This is a genomic window from Photobacterium carnosum (assembly GCF_021236965.1).
GTDB lineage: Bacteria > Pseudomonadota > Gammaproteobacteria > Enterobacterales > Vibrionaceae > Photobacterium > Photobacterium carnosum.
Genome location: NZ_WMDN01000010.1, coordinates 38658 through 57091, shown reverse-complemented (window position 1 = coordinate 57091; position 18434 = coordinate 38658). Strand labels below are relative to the sequence as shown.

Annotated in this window: 16 protein-coding genes and 4 tRNA genes; 6 read left to right on the top strand and 14 right to left on the bottom strand. The window is 37.9% G+C overall.

Annotation, left to right across the window (positions count from 1 at the left end):
- Positions 1-273: 273 nt before the first annotated feature.
- Both GLP24_RS11135 and GLP24_RS11130 read left to right on the top strand, forming a co-directional pair.
- On the top strand, positions 274-1899 hold the full coding sequence (locus GLP24_RS11135; RefSeq protein ID WP_232616040.1) for an AMP-binding protein: 1626 nt from the start codon (positions 274-276) through the stop codon (positions 1897-1899).
- Positions 1900-2181: 282 nt separating this feature from the next.
- Complete coding sequence (locus GLP24_RS11130) at positions 2182-2286, top strand: 30S ribosomal protein THX (protein WP_101769396.1); 105 nt, start codon at positions 2182-2184, stop codon at positions 2284-2286.
- Positions 2287-2675: 389 nt separating this feature from the next.
- Here the strand turns inward: GLP24_RS11130 and GLP24_RS11125 are convergent.
- The 3 genes from GLP24_RS11125 to GLP24_RS11115 all read right to left on the bottom strand — a co-directional run bounded on the left by GLP24_RS11125 (position 2676) and on the right by GLP24_RS11115 (position 4355).
- Positions 2676-2752: transfer RNA gene (locus GLP24_RS11125), tRNA-Asp, on the bottom strand.
- Between the two features lie 40 nt (positions 2753-2792).
- Positions 2793-2883 (bottom strand) — tRNA-Ser (locus GLP24_RS11120).
- A 191-nt stretch (positions 2884-3074) separates the two neighbouring features.
- Positions 3075-4355: an NAD(P)/FAD-dependent oxidoreductase gene (locus tag GLP24_RS11115; RefSeq protein WP_101769395.1), complete on the bottom strand. Its 1281-nt coding sequence runs from the start codon at positions 4353-4355 to the stop codon at positions 3075-3077.
- A gap of 187 nt (positions 4356-4542) precedes the next feature.
- Between GLP24_RS11115 and GLP24_RS11110 the strand changes: the two genes are divergently transcribed.
- Positions 4543-5577 (top strand): ABC transporter substrate-binding protein, encoded by a 1035-nt coding sequence (locus GLP24_RS11110; RefSeq protein WP_101769394.1) that lies wholly within the window; start codon positions 4543-4545, stop codon positions 5575-5577.
- Between the two features lie 65 nt (positions 5578-5642).
- Here GLP24_RS11110 and GLP24_RS11105 read toward each other — a convergent pair whose 3' ends face one another.
- The gene (locus GLP24_RS11105) at positions 5643-6281 is read right to left on the bottom strand and encodes a deoxynucleoside kinase (protein ID WP_167388562.1); all 639 of its coding nucleotides are present in this window, start codon (positions 6279-6281) and stop codon (positions 5643-5645) included.
- Between the two features lie 339 nt (positions 6282-6620).
- On the opposite strand from GLP24_RS11105, the gene GLP24_RS11100 reads away from it, so the two are divergent.
- On the top strand, positions 6621-7241 hold the full coding sequence (locus GLP24_RS11100) for a LysE family translocator (protein ID WP_232616039.1): 621 nt from the start codon (positions 6621-6623) through the stop codon (positions 7239-7241).
- 301 nt (positions 7242-7542) lie between these two features.
- Here the strand turns inward: GLP24_RS11100 and GLP24_RS11095 are convergent.
- The 4 genes from GLP24_RS11095 to GLP24_RS11080 form a co-directional block, all read right to left on the bottom strand.
- Positions 7543-7619: transfer RNA gene (locus tag GLP24_RS11095), tRNA-Asp, on the bottom strand.
- A gap of 40 nt (positions 7620-7659) precedes the next feature.
- Positions 7660-7750, bottom strand: a tRNA-Ser gene (locus tag GLP24_RS11090).
- 165 nt (positions 7751-7915) lie between these two features.
- The gene (locus tag GLP24_RS11085) at positions 7916-8902 is read right to left on the bottom strand and encodes a formimidoylglutamase (RefSeq protein ID WP_232598994.1); all 987 of its coding nucleotides are present in this window, start codon (positions 8900-8902) and stop codon (positions 7916-7918) included.
- A gap of 35 nt (positions 8903-8937) precedes the next feature.
- Positions 8938-9666 (bottom strand): IclR family transcriptional regulator, encoded by a 729-nt coding sequence (locus GLP24_RS11080; RefSeq protein ID WP_101769391.1) that lies wholly within the window; start codon positions 9664-9666, stop codon positions 8938-8940.
- Between the two features lie 326 nt (positions 9667-9992).
- Between GLP24_RS11080 and GLP24_RS11075 the strand changes: the two genes are divergently transcribed.
- Together GLP24_RS11075 and GLP24_RS11070 are read left to right on the top strand one after the other, a co-directional pair.
- Positions 9993-10715 (top strand): YebC/PmpR family DNA-binding transcriptional regulator, encoded by a 723-nt coding sequence (locus GLP24_RS11075; protein WP_101769390.1) that lies wholly within the window; start codon positions 9993-9995, stop codon positions 10713-10715.
- A 289-nt stretch (positions 10716-11004) separates the two neighbouring features.
- Positions 11005-11688 carry a type 1 glutamine amidotransferase domain-containing protein gene (locus GLP24_RS11070; protein WP_232616018.1) on the top strand — a complete coding sequence of 228 codons (684 nt, stop codon included), beginning with the start codon at positions 11005-11007 and terminating at the stop codon, positions 11686-11688.
- Positions 11689-11845: 157 nt separating this feature from the next.
- Here the strand turns inward: GLP24_RS11070 and GLP24_RS11065 are convergent, their stop codons facing one another.
- The 6 genes from GLP24_RS11065 to fucP form a co-directional block, all read right to left on the bottom strand.
- On the bottom strand, positions 11846-12490 hold the full coding sequence (locus GLP24_RS11065) for a bifunctional 4-hydroxy-2-oxoglutarate aldolase/2-dehydro-3-deoxy-phosphogluconate aldolase (RefSeq protein WP_407951501.1): 645 nt from the start codon (positions 12488-12490) through the stop codon (positions 11846-11848).
- A gap of 428 nt (positions 12491-12918) precedes the next feature.
- The gene (locus GLP24_RS11060; protein ID WP_101769387.1) at positions 12919-13215 is read right to left on the bottom strand and encodes a SemiSWEET transporter; all 297 of its coding nucleotides are present in this window, start codon (positions 13213-13215) and stop codon (positions 12919-12921) included.
- Positions 13216-13888: 673 nt separating this feature from the next.
- Positions 13889-14911 carry a substrate-binding domain-containing protein gene (locus GLP24_RS11055; protein ID WP_101769386.1) on the bottom strand — a complete coding sequence of 341 codons (1023 nt, stop codon included), beginning with the start codon at positions 14909-14911 and terminating at the stop codon, positions 13889-13891.
- Positions 14912-14943: 32 nt separating this feature from the next.
- Positions 14944-15864 (bottom strand): ribokinase, encoded by a 921-nt coding sequence (gene rbsK / locus GLP24_RS11050; RefSeq protein ID WP_152653330.1) that lies wholly within the window; start codon positions 15862-15864, stop codon positions 14944-14946.
- A 161-nt stretch (positions 15865-16025) separates the two neighbouring features.
- Entirely contained in the window at positions 16026-17042 is a 1017-nt protein-coding gene (locus GLP24_RS11045; RefSeq protein ID WP_232575376.1) for an aldose 1-epimerase family protein, read from the bottom strand.
- A gap of 54 nt (positions 17043-17096) precedes the next feature.
- Positions 17097-18419, bottom strand: coding sequence for an L-fucose:H+ symporter permease (fucP, locus tag GLP24_RS11040; RefSeq protein WP_101769383.1), 1323 nt, complete (start codon positions 18417-18419; stop codon positions 17097-17099).
- Between the last annotated feature and the right edge of the window lie 15 nt (positions 18420-18434).

Here is an 18434-nt window from a genome sequence, read left to right as displayed (position 1 = left end):
CCCTTACTCAATTTATCAATGTCACATAAGACACATAAATTGAGTAAGTTAAACGCCCAATCCCCCATACATCAATGTAAACATAAGTTATTATAATTCAAATGGTTACTGTGTGATTATCTTCTTACAAGCCATTATAATACGCATTTACTCATATCATCTCGCTTGACTATCATGAACATAACAGCTTAAATTTAACATTATAATAACACGAACAATTATGGTCCATTATCAATCGGAGTGCTTATGACTCAACTGCAAACACCTGCTGATATGATCATTAAATGGGCCAACGAACGTCCTGACGATGTTTATCTAAAGCAAATTATCAATCGTCAATTTGTTAATTACACTTATGCAAGTGTTGCGGATAAAGCTCAACGTTTAGTTACCGCATTTCAACAACTCGGTATTCAACCCGGTGAGCGTATTGCGCTGATTTCTAAAAATTGTGCCGAATGGTTTATCTGTGATTTAGCCATGATGTTAGGCGGTTATGTTAGTGTGCCCATCTTTCCCACTGCGGGGGCTGATACCATTGCTCATTGTGTTGATCATAGTGATGCAGCATTAATCATTATCGGAAAACTAGATAGCCCAACAGCCGTCAATGATGTCATAACCAGCCATGCTACAATTCCTACGATTGCCTTGTCTTATCCCGGCACACCAACATGTCAATATCAATTCGACGACCTTATTGAGCAATACTCACCGACAACTGCATGTAGAACGCATCATGATACTGACTTAATGTCGATTGTTTATACTTCAGGTACATCAGGCATGCCTAAGGGCGCAATGTTAACTTATGGCGCTTTTGTCTGGTCATCACAAAAAATTATTGAGCATATTGGCTTAAAAAGTAATGACCGGTTATTTTCTTATTTACCATTAGCCCATATTACTGAACGCGTTTATATCTTTGGATCTTCGATTATGTCAGGGTTACAGGTCGCCTTTCCTGAATCTCTCGATACCTTTATTGATGATGTAAAAATGCATCGTCCGACTATTTTTGTTTCTGTACCCCGTTTATGGACCCTATTCCAACAACGGATCCAAGATAAACTGCCACAAGCTAAATTAAATATTCTACTTAAAATCCCATTCATCTCGACATTAATTAAACGTAAATTAGCGCAAGGATTAGGACTCGATCAAGCACGCGTCCTTGGCTGTGGATCCGCTCCTGTATCAGCGGGATTATTATCTTGGTATGAAAGTATTGGGCTTAATATTACCGAAGCATGGGGAATGACCGAATCATTTGCCTATAGCACCCTCAATCATCCTTATCGCAGTGACAAAATAGGTACTGTCGGTAATGCAGGTCCCGGTATTGAGTTAAAAATTGCGGCAGATAAAGAAATTTTAGTACGCAGTAAAGGCTTATTTAGTGGCTATTATAATAATCCACAAGCAACCCAAGAAAGCTTTGATAATGACGGCTGGTTATATACCGGTGATATTGGCAGCTTAGATAATGACGGTTATTTAACGATTCAAGGCCGTAAAAAAGATACCTTCAAAACTGCCAAAGGCAAATTTGTATCACCAGTACCTATTGAAAAACGTTTAATGGATCTGGGTCATTTTGAGATGGTCTGTTTAATTGGTTCAGGAATGACCGCACCTATATTGTTAGCCGTTGCTCATAACTATGCTCAATTCGATCAGTCTCGGTATGAAAAAAAACTTCAAACTATCATTAAAAAAATAAATACCGAACTTGAATCACATCAAAAAATCAAGGGCGTACTGATGATCAAAGAACCATGGAGCATTGAAAATGGTATTTTAACACCAACGTTAAAAATAAAACGTCATGTTTTAGAGCAGCACTATGCAACAATTGATGATACTTGGAATAATAATCATATAATAAAATGGCAATAATCATTATATTTTCAGCTCATTTCTTATTGTATAAGAATAAGATAAATTTAAAAATGAGAAAAAATTAATATAAAGCAATCGAATAATGCAATTATATATTAACTATAAGCTGATATCTCAATATATATTAAGAATAGTGCAATAAAATATTAATAGTGTCCGCTTATATTTACACTCTGATTTTATAAGCAATATTTCACCATGTTGAATTAAATATTAATAGTTCTAAGATGATTTCTTCTTCTCTATTATTTATATTTTCATTAAAAAGGATTATTTCTCATGGCTAAAGGTGATATCAAAACATGTAAAGGCAAACGTCGTATTCATTCTCACGGCAATGCTCGTTTAACAACTGAAGGTAACAGAAAACATCATAGCGCTTAATGCTATTACTATAAATGATACTAATTCAACTTATTGATTTTCTTAAATTAGTATCATTTATCACCGATTCCCATACGTTACAGCCCCCTTCATATTTTGCTATTATTAAAATATAAGAACAGTTCAATATAACCTTTCGTACAAATATTATATTTAGATATATAACAGCTAAACCAAAAAATTTATCAATAATATTTATTCAAAAAATCCTCACATTTCTGACGAGGATTCGTTATGTTGTGAAGTGGACGAAATTTTCCATTTCGAAAATTAGTCGCTCCTCTGCACAACAGACCGCAATCATAGAAAAATACTACAAATGGTTGATTGTAATTTAAATAAGCCAGATGCAAAAAATCCCCGTCATTTCTGACGAGGATTCGTTGTGTTGGCGGAGTGGACGGGATTCGAACCCGCGACCCCCGGCGTGACAGGCCGGTATTCTAACCAACTGAACTACCACTCCAATTCTGTATGAAACTCGATTACATCAAATTTCTAGAATGTGGTGGAGAGATAGGGATTTGAACCCTAGATACGCTATAAACATATGCTGGTTTTCAAGACCAGTGCTTTCAACCGCTCAGCCATCTCTCCAATGCCGCGCATAATAGCGAGGTTAGCTGATGCTGTAAAGCAAAAATTTAAGGAAAAAGATCAACAGCTTATTTTTTGTACTACTATGCTGATTTATGATTTATTTGAGTATAAAAAAGGCCGACAAACTGTCGACCCTTGAGAATTACAAATAATTTTACTTTTTTGTATTTTATTGCAACTAAATTTAATTACTTAGTTAATGAATCTTCTAAACGCGCTTTCCAGATTGCCATCGCTAAAGCAGGTTTACGTAAAACTTCTGGCGTTGGGATCCAACCGTGTTTAATTTTAGCAAATACATCAAAACGTTCAGCCGTCCCCGCCATTGCTTCCGCAACCACTTTACCCGCAATATTCGTTAGTCCGACGCCGTGTCCGGTATAACCATGAGCAACATAGATATCATTGCCTAGATGATCGATTTGCGGCATATAAGAACGAGTAACTGCAAATAATCCGCCCCAATGGTATTCCATCTTCACGTCAGCAAGTTGTGGGAACACGGTGATCATGCGCTGGCGTAGACGCTCACTTGAATCGCTGTATTCACCATTGAATGGGTGATTAACACCACCAAACAGAATACGACCATCCGGTGTTGGGCGGTAATAATCAAGGCTATTATTTAAATCTGACATTGCCATCATATTACTGATAGGTTGACGATCGCCTAATTGCTCAGTAACACCAATGTAAGATACAACAGGCAGCACAACGCTCTGTGCTTTACGATGTAATCCCTCAAGGTACGCATTACACGCTAATAGCACTTGCTTTGCTTTAACCTGACCTTTAGGCGTATGGATAATATGCGGGTTGCCTTTATCCAATTTTACCGCTGGGGTATTTTCAAAAATAGTCGCCCCTAAACCTAATGCTGCTTTTGCTAAACCTAAGGTGTAATTCAACGGGTGCATATGAGCACTGTTTGAATCATACAGACCACCTAAATAGCGTTCAGTATGCGCAACTTGTTGAACTTTATCTTTGTCCCACCAGCTAGCACTTGGGTAATCATAACGACTTTGTTTTAAGTCATACCAAGATTTTAGTTCTGTTTCTTGGCTTTTCTTCAACGCAAGTTCGATATAACCTTGTTGAAAATCACAATCAATATTAAATTGCTCGATTCGATCACGAGCAATATCAACCGCTTCACAAGAGAGATCCCACAGTTGTTTGCCCCACTCAGGTCCGTATGTTTCATCAACTTCACGTAACCCTAGGCAAAAACCCACTAAACACTGGCCACCATTACGCCCAGATCCTCCCCATGCCAAACGTTGTGATTCAAGCACCACAACAGAAAATCCTTTTTGACGTAATTCAATCGCGGCATTTAGCCCCGTCATACCACCACCAATAATACAAACATCAGCTTCAATGGCTTGATCTAGTAGCGGTTGTTCAGGTAACGCATTAACGGTTGCTTGGTAGTAACTATCGATATATTGACTGTTGATTGACATTCCAATTGCCCACAAAAAAATACAGGTTAAAAATCGCGCGGATAATGTCACGAGTCTTATGGCTTCACAAGCACTTTATTACTGTGACTCAGCTCATAATTTAGCTTAATTGTTTTTGACACCAACAAACTTCTGTCTAATATCCGCGCTCAGATCTGACTTACCTGGTCAATTAGGAATTAATAACATGAAGAAAATATTCAAAGGGGTGACCACACTAGCATTCGCACTTTCAGCATTTAATGTTTCGGCAGCAAATGATGTGCTTAACGTTTACAACTGGGCGGAATATATGCCAACAGATGTAATCAAAGCCTTTGAGAAAGAATATGATGTCACCGTCAATTACTCTACGTTTGATAATAATGAATCGATGTACACCAAGCTTAAGCTACTTGATAGTAAAGGCTATGATGTTGCATTTGCATCGACGTATTTTATTGACAAAATGGCACGTGAAGGCATGCTTGCAAAGATAGACAAAAGCAAAATGCATCACTTAAATGACGTTTATTCTGGTCTAATGAAACAACCATTTGATCCTAATAATGATTACTCTTTACCTTATGTATGGGGTGTCACGGGGATCAGCTACAATGCAGAAGTGATCACGTCTGATCAGGTAACAAGCTGGAAAGATCTATGGAACACGAATTTCAAACAACAAGTGATGTTACTTGATGATGTTCGAGATGTGTTCGGTATGGCATTGCGCGCTCAAGGTCATAGCATCAATAGCACCAATGAAGTCGAAATTAAGCAGGCTTACGAAAGCTTACTCAAGCTACGTCAAAATGTTGTCGTTTATAATTCTGATGCACCACATGTTCCTTATGTCACCGGGGAAGCGATGGTGGGCATGCAATGGAACGGTAATGCTTTTATGGCAAAAAAAGAGATGCCAGAGCTTAAGTTTGTCTATCCGAAAGAAGGTGCTATTTTATGGATGGATAATTTTATCGTCCCTAAAGGTAGCGAACATAAAGATCTCGCATTTAAATTTATCGATTTCTTTATGCGACCAGAAAACCAAGCTAAAATTATCGAAGAATTGGGTTTCCCTGCACCTAACAAACAAGCAAAACAATTTTTACCGACTGAATTACAGAATGATTCAATGATTTTCCCAACTGACGCACAAGTCGAGAATGGTGAATTTACGGATGATGTCGGTGACGCTGTGAATATTTACCAAAGATATTGGCAGATGCTAAAAAGCTAACCACAAAAAAGGCTACAGTTAATCATTAACTGTAGCCTCTCTAGTTTTATAACAAACTCAAAAAATCAGTTCATCACTAAACCAGCAGCATTCAACTGTGGTAATAAATCGGTTACTGTAAGTGGTGTATTCCAATCAATATTAATTAATATTGTGCCCATTTTACGACATGCTTGTGGTAATACCGCATCATGAAAGGCATTAATATCACTGATATAACCGAGGTCTAATCCCATCTCTTCTGCTCGTCCACGTTGACGCATACGACCATAAGCTACTTCAGGATCTGTCTTTAAATAAATACAATAGTCAATGGTTGGATATTGATTGATTTGGCCGATTAAATGCTGATAGCACGCCATATGTTTAGCTATATCTTCAGCTGTACTATTGTAATTAGCAATACAAGCGTGGGTAAAGACTAAATCACTTAACAAAGAACGCTCAATAATATAGACACCTTGAGGATCTAAATTATTCAAGAGTTCAGCGCGTTGGGCAGTAATGTAACATTGAAAATTACTACGTGCATCGACGTTAAAAGGGTCGCTAGTAAATTCACCCAATAGATGTTGAAATTCAGGATCAGAATCTACTGGCTCTAAAATAGCAGTTGCATTTAAGGCTATTGCTAATTGAGGGAGTAATGTCGATTTACCGGCACCAATATTACCTTCTACACATATAATTTTAGGCTTATCCAAGAACTTTTCCCTCTGAGGACTTATAGACAGAGAACCACACAGTGATGCTCTTAACATTTGCTGATGCAATAAACCCGACATTCTGAAACTAATCGCCACAAAAAACCATGCTTTATGTGTTGTTTGATTATTTAAAAAGCAAAATACAGCACTTTAATTATTACATTGTATTGAAAACAATTATTATTATCATATTATACCATCATAAATAACAATAAAAAACATTAAAAACAATTAGTTACATTACAAGCAACGCTTAATTTAAAATGGAAAAATCCGAAGGTAAAACATTAGCATCGTGATAACATTCCCGATCTATTTACTGATAGGAATGACATGATGTCGTTTGAAGCTGCTATCACATTCTTTATTGCTATTTTTATTTTTGCAATTACTCCCGGTCCTGGTGTATTTGCAATTCTTGCCAAAGCGATGGTTGAAGGTCCTAAAAAATGTATCATGATGGCATTAGGCATGGTGGCAAGTGATCTGCTCTATTTACAATTAGCTTGCTTTGGCTTAGCCACCATCGCTGCCAATTGGTCAGACGTATTTTTAATTATTCGTTATATGGGTGCTGGATATTTAATTTATCTGGGTTACAAGATGATCACCGCTTTTACCCACAATCAACCCATTTCTAATCAACAAAAATCACAACAAACGCCACTCACCAGTTTTAGCCATGGTTTTTTGATTTCCGCGTCTAACCCTAAAGTCATTTTATTTTATGTGTCTTTTTTACCGACATTTATTGATTTAACCCGCTTACATGGCAGTGATCTTATTCTTATTTCTGTCTTATCTTCCATCGCATTAATGACGGCAATTATGCTAGTGGCTTGTGGTGCATCACGCTTAGCTAACGTTATTAAGACGCCAATAGCACAGCAACGGTTAAATAAGACAGCAGGTGGCATTATGATTGCAGCAGGGGCGTATTTAGCAGTAAATAAGTAACTTATCATTCTCGAGGAACCAACCGCGTCATTCTCTACAACAAGGTGACGAACAACCACCCGTCATTCCCTACAGTGAGGTTACGAACGAGATAGGGAATCTACTTCCCACGTGTCGTAAAGTGACTGTTTTCGTTGAGTTTTAACGTATGTTCACTGCCGTCTTTAATGCTCAAACACGTGATGAATAGATCACGGATAGTTCGTACCTCTCTTCCGAGATGACGGATAATAACCCACAATCATTTAGCATAGAACAGATGCAAAAAATCCCCGTCATTTCTGACGAGGATTCGTTGTGTTGGCGGAGTGGACGGGATTCGAACCCGCGACCCCCGGCGTGACAGGCCGGTATTCTAACCAACTGAACTACCACTCCAATTCTGTATGAAACTCGATTACATCAAATTTCTAGAATGTGGTGGAGAGATAGGGATTTGAACCCTAGATACGCTATAAACATATGCTGGTTTTCAAGACCAGTGCTTTCAACCGCTCAGCCATCTCTCCAATACCGAGAATAATACCCATCATCATGGCATCTGTAAAGTCTTTTTTTACAAAAACAATATTATTAACAGCATTGATATCAATATTCACTCAAAACCATTAAAAAAACATCTTTATGATTATAAAACTAGCACTTTCATATCATTACTTATTTATAAAAATGATTTATGCAAAATGAACAATCGTTTGAATTAACTTGGTTGCTAATTTTGCTGTTTGATTTTCATAATCATATTCAGGATTTAGTTCAGCAATATCGACAATTTTCACTTTGCCACTCGCCATAATATGTTTAATCGCCCATTCAACCATCGATAAGCTCACTCCATGCATCCGTGTCATATTGGCACCCGGCGCTATCGATGATGAAAACACATCAAGATCAATACTCAATTGAATACAATCAACACTCTCAATAAAACTATCTAATTGCTCTTGAACATGTTTCTTATTTCGCGTGGTCATTTGATTATCAAGTAACCACTGGCAACCTAAATCTTCTGCAAGTTTAAACATTGCTTGTGAATTAGCATGATCACAAATACCGAGACCAAGAAAATCAAAACTGCGTTGTTGTTCTTTGCTATAACACCATGCAGCATGAAACGCAGAGCCTGCTCGTAACGATAATGAGGGTCTTAGCTCAAAATGAGCATCAAAATTAATCACACCCACTCGTTGTGGTATCAACTGTGGTTGCTGATCTTCAGTGATAATAACTGCCGCAGGAATGTCTTCAGTACTAAAGTCAGATAATGCTTGGTAACTAGCAATGGAGATCTCATGCCCTCCACCAAGAACAACAGGGAAATGACCCTCACGCAAACTACGCAATAGCAATTGATGTTGTCTCTGGCTAACAGCAACAAAACTATGATCATTATTTGTTTGTTCAATATCACCAGCATCATAGAAAGGTAATTTCGTTTGAGCATGTGTGTACGGTAATATGCGTCGAATACTAGCAGGACCTTCTTTAGCCCCTTGTAAACCACGTCCCCAATCAAGACTAAGATCAGAAATCACACCAACAAGCATAATTCCAGGTTGATGTTGCTGAATATAAGGGCTGATGAGCGTATGTTTACGATGACATAACATCGGTTTTTGTGGCTCATTTTTAAATAACTTTTTTAATTGATCAACTAACATACGCCTATCTTCCCTATCTATTACAAACAACATGACTAGTGCTGTGGTGGTAATGCTCTTGCGGCTTGTAATACACTCATTACAATTTTATTTTTACGGCTATTTATACGCTCAGCTGGCGCCATAACACTAACCGCTCCGACAACCTTATTACCTACAAAAACTGGCGCACTGACGCCAGAAACACCGGCATCAATTTCTGAAGTACTAATTGCAAAGCCATCTTGCTTAATTAGATCCAATTCAGCAATCCAAGTATCAATCTGTGTTTGTTCGGTAATCTCATAATGTTCTAAAATCGTTAATTGGCGCGCCAAGGGTAAATAAGCCAAGATAACTTTAGCTGAAGCACCACGAATCAATGGCTGACTTTGACCTTTTTCATAACTACAACGCAGTGCATAAGGGCTATCAATACTGTCAACACATAAGGCATTAAACCCAACCGCGACCATATAAGCTGACATCTCACCCGTTTGCTGCTGTAACCGTTTTAAGATCGGTCTTACACCATCAGGTAATGGTGAATTCATTTCAAAATTACGTTGAAGTTGCAGTGCTGCAGGACCGGCACTATAGGTATTACACCCATGATTTTCTTCAATTAAATTCCAATCTCGAAGTAAGGCCAAATAACGATATAAGCTACTTATTGGCATTCCCATTTCGGTACTGAGTTGTTGTGCTTGTAGCGGTACATTTGATGCTGCAATATGAACGAGCACTTGCAACAATTTTTCATTAGCACTGAGTGAATGAGTCACAGGTCAGTTATCTCTAATTTGTGTGATGATTATTTGTACCCAATTATAGCGCGAACAACAAGTGCTATTCTTGTATTATGAGAAAATATAGGATTTATTTGCTTTAATTTATTACCTTACGAGAAATTAATCCATCTTCGAAGTCTTTAGCTCCAAAAATAGACGTCATGGCTATTATTTTTTAGGTTGGTTTATTATTTCAACGTAAAAATAAAAAAATCAACTTTAGCCTGCATAAATACAGATCTAACTAGCCAGAATAAGGGGGTACTGGTAAAATATTTGCATAATTGACCGTTTAAAACAGTAAAAGAGAGTGATTCCTCATGGGAAGAAAGTTCGAAGTACGTAAGTTGTCTATGGCAAAAACCCAAGGCGCTAAGATCAAGGTTTACTCTAAGTACGGTAAAGAAATCTACGTTTGTGCTAAGAATGGTAGTTCCGATCCGGATAGCAACCTAGCACTTCGTCGTCTTATTGAAAAAGCAAAAAAAGATCAAGTACCAAGCCACGTTATCGAAAAAGCGATAGATAAAGCAAACGGCGGCGGCGGTGAAGATTACTCAACTGCACGTTACGAAGGTTTTGGCCCAGGCAACTGCATGGTTATCGTTGACTGTCTAACAGACAACAACAACCGTACTTTTATGGACATTCGTCAAGCATTTGTTAAAAACAATTCAAAAATCGGTAGCCCAGGCACCGTTGGTCACATATTTGAGCACCAAGCAGTATTTGAGTTCAAAGGTACCGACGAAGAAATGGTTCTTGAAAATCTAATGATGGAAGACGTTGACGTTACTGACATCACTTGTGAAAACGGCGAGATCACCGTTTACGCTCCGCACACTGAATTCTTTAAAGTGAAAAATGCTCTTGCTGCAACAATGGCTGACGTTACCATTGATTCAGAAGAAATTGCTTTCGTTCCACAGACAAAGACTGAATTGTCTGGTGACGATATTGCAATGTTTGAAAAATTCCTTGATGCACTAAACGATTGTGATGACGTACAAAACGTTTACCACAACGCTGAAATGGCTGACTAATTTTAGTCTTTCATTTTTTCACAAAAAGGTCACTTCGGTGACCTTTTTGTTTATTTCGCTATTCATCTTATTTATTTCAATACCTCGCTGCTTTTACTTCCATAATGATTCCTACCACTTTGCTATTATTTTTCATCCATATTATTTATTAATTACTTCTTAGATATAATATTGATAAAAGAACAACGATGTATGCTTGTAAGTCTCATTATTTAAGCCTATAACTAATTAAGATATTAATTTACATCCAATTAATATGACTTATTTAAATAAGGGTTTAAAGGTAAATATGAATATTTTAATCGTATTAACATCTCATCAAAGTTTAGGTACAACCACCGAAAAAACAGGCTTATGGTTAGATGAGTTTACTGTCCCTTTTTATGCATTTAAAGATAATAATGACACGGTTACCCTCGCTTCACCACTAGGCGGACAAGTACCCATTGATCCAAAAAGTGATACAGCAGAGATGCAAACAGAATCGGTTATTCGATTTAAAAATGATCAAGATGCAGTCACACAATTAGCGAATACATTACTGTTATCAACCATCAACCCAGCCGATTACGATGCCGTGTTTTATCCTGGCGGACATGGGCCACTATGGGATTTATCTCAGAATGCAGCCTCACAAAATATTATTGAATGGTGTTATCAACATAACAAACCCACTGGTCTTGTTTGTCATGGACCAGCAGCATTAAAAGCACCTAAAAACACGGATGGCAGCCCACTTATCGCAGGCAAAAATGTCACAGGTTTTAGTAATAGTGAAGAAGACGCGGTTGGATTAACTGCTGTGGTTCCTTTTTTACTGGAAGATATGTTAACTGACCAAGGTGCGCATTACACTCAAGGACCTGATTGGCAGAGCTATATTGTGGTCGATGATAATCTAATCACGGGTCAAAACCCAGCATCAGCACAAGCGGTTGCGACAGAGATAATTCGTCAATTAAAAGCACATTAATTCATGCACCTTCATTGTGATCTGTCTTTGATAAATTTATTATCAGATGGTTATTTAAAAGGTTTCCGCTGAATATATAAAAGCCTAGTTATTTAACTTAACTAGGCTTACTATTTTCTATCCATATTACAGTTATAGTATTATTCATCATCAATCCCTACGCCTTCATCTGAGCAATCATTACGCACACTTCACGTACATTACCAGCAATCAGATCCCAGTCATGATTGGTAATTGTGTTGGTTGGTGCAATCCATGTTCCGCCACAAGCTATTACTTGTGGAATCGCTAAATACTCCCCCAAATTAAGCGGCGTCACTCCTCCCGTTAGCATTAACTGAACCTGACTATAAGGCGCAACTAATGCTTTAAGCATATTGACACCACCAGAAGCTTCAGCTGGAAAAAATTTCAAGGCATTTACACCTAATTCTAATGCTTGTTCAACTAAACTAGGATTATTCACCCCAGGGATTATTTTAATATTATTAGTAAGGCAATATTTAACTATAGTAGGGTTAAATCCAGGGCTAATAACAAAATCAGCACCCGCAGCCATAGCGGCATCCACTTGCTCAATAGTTAGGACAGTCCCAGCACATAACACAATATAAGGATAAGCGGCACGAATTAAGCGAATAGACTCCACCGCAGCAGCGGTACGAAAGGTGATTTCAACAGCAGGTAAACCATTATCAACTAATATTTTAGCCAGAGGTACAGCATCTATTGCATGTTCAATTTGAATTACAGGCATGACTCGCAATGCACGCAAACGATCAATCCATTCATTTGTCATCATAATTACTACTCATTAAATCCGTTAAGTATTAGGTACATTGCAAAGGAATATAGCTGACGCCTAAACGGTACAAACGATCAGCAATAATTTCAGCGAGCATACCTAGCTCTGATAATCCTGTTTTAACATGAGTAACGCTATTCTATAATTATGGCCGATAATTAAAATCAACCGTAATTTTACAATCTGATGTTTTCAATTATTCAAGCACTTCTACGTGCTTCATTTTGCCACGTTCAGGTAAGATAGCCAAAAATATTCCTGAGAGATAGATCAAATCATCGAATAATAATGAAAGCTAACGTAAGTGTTTTTGTTTAATAACGTAGGGCTTTAAAATAAGGAGACTGTTACTGAGTATATAAAATACAACCCAGCAACAGTTATAAAAAAGGTTTATATCTATATAAATAAGCGAATAAATAGCGTTAAAACGTACCACCAGTATGCCAAAAGATACCCATCACCATTGCCATATCCATTAAAAAACCCAAACTGTTGCCGACCCAAATTGGCGGATTTTTATGAACGAAACCATATACGGCCCATAATGCCGCTAATAAGGCATAGAGCACCCAAGTAGTGAGAGACAATCCTAAAGCGTGTTCGCTATGAGAGAAAAATAGTTTATATAATTGCGGCAGCGTCGCTAATGGACCAATAACCCCCATTAATAACATAAAAGGTTCAAATGCTGTGGCTAAGTGTTTAAAACGAGTTGTCATTCATCATCCTTATGTTCTATTCGTGCTCTAATTAATAATATTAAAAATATATAAAAAAATCAATACATTACACATTTACAACAAATGGTGAACAATATATACATTTCAGTCATTGACTTACTACACAATCACACTATTCTAGATTGTAAGTAGACAACGAAATATATTGAAAAAATTAGCCACTACGGAAGGTGTTATATGGATTTACTGCGCAGTTTATATTTATTACTAGAGTCAATATTTGAATAATAAAGCAACTATTTCCCAACCACTAAGTCGTAAATAAATCATTGAGTTACGACTTTTTATTACGTGTCTCTTCTACTCTCTTAAAAATCGTCTAATCACTGCATATAATGGCTGACAGTGCTAATTTACGGCAAATAGGATCGTAAATCCTAAGGCTACCTGTAACCAAGCAGCAAGTGGATCCTCTATTTTGCGCATAAATTTTCTCGCCGCTCTCAAAGTACAACTTATTGAGTACGATGTTAATAATCTCTGGGCCACCAAAGAAACAACGATAGCTAAATTATAATCTATTGAAATAACATCATGCCATGTCAGATACAAAAAAAGATGATAAGCGGGGAAACTTATCATCTAGCTATACCAATTAAATAATTAAGCGCGGAATAAAACCATAAACAAGTGTTCCAATAACGATGGTCGTTTAGTTACTATTATTACTATTGATAATTTTCACACTCTTACGGGTTACTAATGTTGGCTCAATTTGAATAACTTGCGTATCACTTGCTTGATGATCTAAACGGGTTAATAACGTTTCAACCGCAGCTTGTCCTAAGTGATACTTTGGCTGGTGAATAGTTGTCAATGCTGGTGATATAAATTTAGCAATATGAATATCATCATAGCCAATTATCGACAAATCATCAGGAATACACATACCGCACTCATTAGCTGCATTAATAACGCCCATTGCCATCATGTCATTGGAAACAAAAATAGCACTGGGTAACACGCCATGTTGCTTCATTTCCATAAAAGCATCATAGCCACCTTCGCATTCAAAATCAGACTCAATGATCCAATCAGCATTAAAGGTTAAGCCCGCTTCATTCATCGCACGTTTATAGCCTTCATAACGCATTTGAGCTTGATGTCGAATCAGTGGTCCGGTTATGCAACCAATATCAACATGACCCGATTCAATCAAATATTGGGTTGCCATATAGCCGCCCCGCAAAGAATTATCTTGAATCTTATCACTGGTAAATAACATCGGCCCCCAATCCATGACGACAACGGGAATATCAGGATATTGTTCAAAGACATCAATACGTTCACCTTCTAATGATGAACACATTAAGATCAAACCATCAACGCGCTTGTGTAATAAGGTATTGATAGATTCGCGCATCCGCTGGTGATCACCTTCGGTATTACACAAAATAAGGCTATACCCATTTTGATAACAACTACGCTCGACACCTTTAACAACCTCACCAAAAAAAGGATTAGTCGATGTCGTCACTAACATACCAAAGGTTTTAGTACGATTAACCTTAAAACTACGTGCTAATACTGAAGGCCCGTTATAATGGAGTTCTTTAACAGCACTATTTACTCGTTCTGAAATCTCGTCACTAACAAAGCGAGTCTTATTAATAACATGGCTTACTGTTGATGTAGAAACCTTTGCTAATTTTGCGATATCTTTCATCGTTGCCATGTTATTTTTCCTTTATTGAGCCATTACGTTAGCTATTGTTGCTGAGCCAGAAAATCTTCAACTTCTTTACGGGTTGGAATCGACGTTTGAGCACCAAAGCGAGTCACTGAAATAGCCGCAGCAGCATGAGCAAATTTAATCGCTGATTCTAAAACTAAACCGTCTAACAAACCAGTCACGAATGCACCGTTAAACGTATCGCCCGCCGCCGTTGTATCAGTTGCTTCCACACGGAAACCAGCAATAATCTCACCACGTCCCTCTTGGCTTAACCATACGCCTTTGGCACCAAGGGTGATCATTACTGTTTGAATCCCTTTTGCATGCAGAATATTTGCCGCTTGTTGCGCACTCTCGGCATCAGTAACCGTTACCCCAGTCAGCACTTCAGCTTCAGTCTCATTTGGTGTGATCATATCCACACACGCTAATAATTCATCAGACAATACGCGCGCAGGAGCAGGGTTTAAGATCACAATGGTATTCGCATCTTTGCCAACTTGCGCTGCTTTTTCAATACCACACAATGGTGTTTCCAATTGCATTAATAAATAATCAGCTTGACGAATACGCTCTAAATCAGGCTCAATCGCAGCAGCAGTTAACTTGGCGTTAGCTTCTGCAGAAAGACAAATACTATTCTCACCGCTATCTGACACTTGAATCATTGCAATGCCAGTTGGACAATTAGGTTGCATTTTCACCGCAGTGATATCAATACCGTCCATTCTGAAATTTTCACGAATATTGATCCCAAATGAATCATCTCCTACACAAGCGATAAAGCCGATATCTGCATTTAAACGTGCAGCAGCCACCGCTTGGTTAGCACCTTTTCCCCCTGGAATAACTTGATAATTACGACCATGAAGCGTCTCGCCTGGACGTGGGAAAGAAGGGACTTGCAGAACATGGTCAGCGTTAACACTACCTAATACCACTAACTTATTCATAGGATTTTCCTCGGCTCTTAATGAGCCTTTCTAATAGAACATAACAAAAATGGATGATTTTAATTTTTAGCTGAATTAACCGTTAAAATAAAAAATCAAAAGCATCCATTTTACTCTCTCCTACCATCACTAAATAACATTCAGGAGAGAGTAAATACACATTATAACGCTTGGCAAATACCCGTACGTACGCTAAAGCAGCGTTCTTCATTCGGTTGAAGATAAATCAAAGAACCCTTCTCTTTAGCCGCTAAAAAGCCTTCAGGTCGACAGGTTGCAGGTAATGCAAATGCCGCAACTTGTTGATCACCACTGCATAATAACCATCGTGTCGCACAACTAAACTCATGGGTATCAAACTCGGTTTGCAGGTATTTATCAGCATCGATCTGCATCTTAAATACGGCTTTGTCGGCATACCGCGCTATGTCATCCATACAATACACCACTTCTGGATCATGCATTTCAGGTTTATCTAATATAGAAATAGGTGCTGATGTTTTCAAACTTTCATTGTATGCCAACCACTGCGGTGTCGGTTGTACGTGTGCAGGTACAGTTTCACGTAACATTAAGGCACTATCTGGAATATTCTGCGTCATCACTGCATTTTCAACATACGTCGCGTTGATGTGACACATATACTGCAACGGCATATTCACAGTGGCAAGATTTTTCACCACCATTTTAATATCAAATAAGCTAGCATCTTTATCTAACTGTACCGAAGGCATTGCTAAATAATGATCGCCAAAGCCCATTACATATTCATAAGAGCCTTTGATAACAACACGATCATCATTAATTTCTAACCATGCAGCATCCATTGTTGCACAAGGCATTTCACCATGTAATACATGATCATCTTGTGGCGATGGGCATCCCATACGGATCATGCCCGCATGAAAAGCAAAGCACCCATAGGTTTCAACTACTGTTTTGGCAAATTTGGGCTCAGAGAACATATTTTTCATGCATAAATCAGTATTTAAAAACTGTGCATCCCAAATCATCTGTCCCATAAAAGGCAATACCACTAAATGCCCTTTTGCATTCTTAATTTCAATCGCATGTACACCTGAATGATACAGGAAGCTGTGAATTTCAAAATGTTCAGACTGAGCGATTAAGGTTCTTTGTTTGGTGAAATTTTCTTTATATAACGGTAAGGTAAACATATTCAATTCCTCGCAAAAACTGACCACCCATGTTTGAGTGGTCATAATAGAACATTACGCTTTAGCAGCTACAAAGTTGAATTGTTGCTTGTATTTCTTTTCATTCATAAAGTAGACAAACACGACGGCGAAACATAACGCACTAACAATGAATGAAGATTGTAAGCCAATATTATCGGCAAGTAGACCTTGAATCACTGGAATCGCTGCGCCACCGATAATAGACATCACCACAAAACCACCTGCAGTTTCTGTGTAACGTGTATCAACAGATTGCAAAGTAGAAGCGAAAATCGTTGCCCAACATGGTGCAAATAAGGCTGACGTACCAACAGCAACCCAAACAGCGCTGAAGTTAGGAACAAAGGTTACGTACATCAAGCAGAGAAAGCCAATTGCTGAGTAACCCATTAATATATTTTCTTGTGCCGTTTTAGTGAATAAGTAGTTCGCTAATAACTTGCCCAAGAAGTACATGATAAAGGCATACAACAAATAGTTAGCCGCATCATGCTCAACCATATTAGGATCTAGCTCTAATGCTAAACGAATCGTAAATGACCATACTGCGACTTGCATACCAACATAAGCAAACTGAGTCACAATACCTTTGAAGAAGCGTTTATTGCCCATTAAATAAGACAGTGTCTCACCAAATGATGGCTGGTTATCTTTAGTGTCTGTTGCCGCTTTACAATTAGGATATTCAGTCATCGCAATCAAAATAGCGATCGTTGCGATTACACCAACTAACCATTTGTAAGGTTCTAATGTTTGTTGCAATACTTGATCTTTAAACGCTTCAAGCTCTGGACCTGTTAATGTTGCCATCATATGACCAACATCGACACCATCTTGGAAAATCAAGTGCTTACCAAGTAATAAACCAATGATATAGCCCATTGCATTAATGGTATGAGAAATGTTTAAACGTAATGTCGCCCGTTCAGGCTCACCGATCATTGCAGAATAGGTATTACATGAGGTTTCAAGGAACGACAAGCCAATAGCAATACAGAAAATAGCGGCTAAGAACATGGTGTACGTACCCGCATGAGATGCAGGAAAGAACATCAAGCAGCCAAAAATATACAGCGCTAAACCAAGTAGAATCGCTAATTTATAAGAGGTTTTTTTTACAACCATTGACGCTGGAATTGCAACTAAAAAGTAAGCGCCATAAAACGCCGACTGGACCAGCGCTGAAGCGAAATTAGACAAATCAAAAATTGATTTAAATTGCGTAATCAAAACATCATTCAGTGCAGCGGCGGCAGACCAAAGCGCAAATACTGATGATAATAATAAAAATTGAAATATAGGGGTTCTATTTAAAAAACCATCAGCATGTTGAATTGTATTATTTTTAATAAACATAATTTATCTTCCATA

Excerpts from the sequence above, each read along its gene's own strand:
- GLP24_RS11085 (WP_232598994.1), bottom strand. The coding sequence starts at position 8,902 with ATGTTAGTTGATCAATTAAAAAAGTTATTTAAAAATGAGCCACAAAAA.
- GLP24_RS11070 (WP_232616018.1), top strand. The coding sequence starts at position 11,005 with ATGAATATTTTAATCGTATTAACATCTCATCAAAGTTTAGGTACAACC.
- GLP24_RS11060 (WP_101769387.1), bottom strand. The coding sequence starts at position 13,215 with ATGACAACTCGTTTTAAACACTTAGCCACAGCATTTGAACCTTTTATG.
- GLP24_RS11110 (WP_101769394.1), top strand. The coding sequence starts at position 4,543 with ATGAAGAAAATATTCAAAGGGGTGACCACACTAGCATTCGCACTTTCA.
- GLP24_RS11100 (WP_232616039.1), top strand. The coding sequence starts at position 6,621 with ATGTCGTTTGAAGCTGCTATCACATTCTTTATTGCTATTTTTATTTTT.
- fucP (WP_101769383.1), bottom strand. The coding sequence starts at position 18,419 with ATGTTTATTAAAAATAATACAATTCAACATGCTGATGGTTTTTTAAAT.
- GLP24_RS11130 (WP_101769396.1), top strand. The coding sequence starts at position 2,182 with ATGGCTAAAGGTGATATCAAAACATGTAAAGGCAAACGTCGTATTCAT.
- GLP24_RS11045 (WP_232575376.1), bottom strand. The coding sequence starts at position 17,042 with ATGTTTACCTTACCGTTATATAAAGAAAATTTCACCAAACAAAGAACC.
- GLP24_RS11135 (WP_232616040.1), top strand. The coding sequence starts at position 274 with ATGATCATTAAATGGGCCAACGAACGTCCTGACGATGTTTATCTAAAG.
- GLP24_RS11075 (WP_101769390.1), top strand. The coding sequence starts at position 9,993 with ATGGGAAGAAAGTTCGAAGTACGTAAGTTGTCTATGGCAAAAACCCAA.
- GLP24_RS11115 (WP_101769395.1), bottom strand. The coding sequence starts at position 4,355 with ATGTCAATCAACAGTCAATATATCGATAGTTACTACCAAGCAACCGTT.
- GLP24_RS11055 (WP_101769386.1), bottom strand. The coding sequence starts at position 14,911 with ATGGCAACGATGAAAGATATCGCAAAATTAGCAAAGGTTTCTACATCA.
- rbsK (WP_152653330.1), bottom strand. The coding sequence starts at position 15,864 with ATGAATAAGTTAGTGGTATTAGGTAGTGTTAACGCTGACCATGTTCTG.
- GLP24_RS11065 (WP_407951501.1), bottom strand. The coding sequence starts at position 12,490 with ATGATGACAAATGAATGGATTGATCGTTTGCGTGCATTGCGAGTCATG.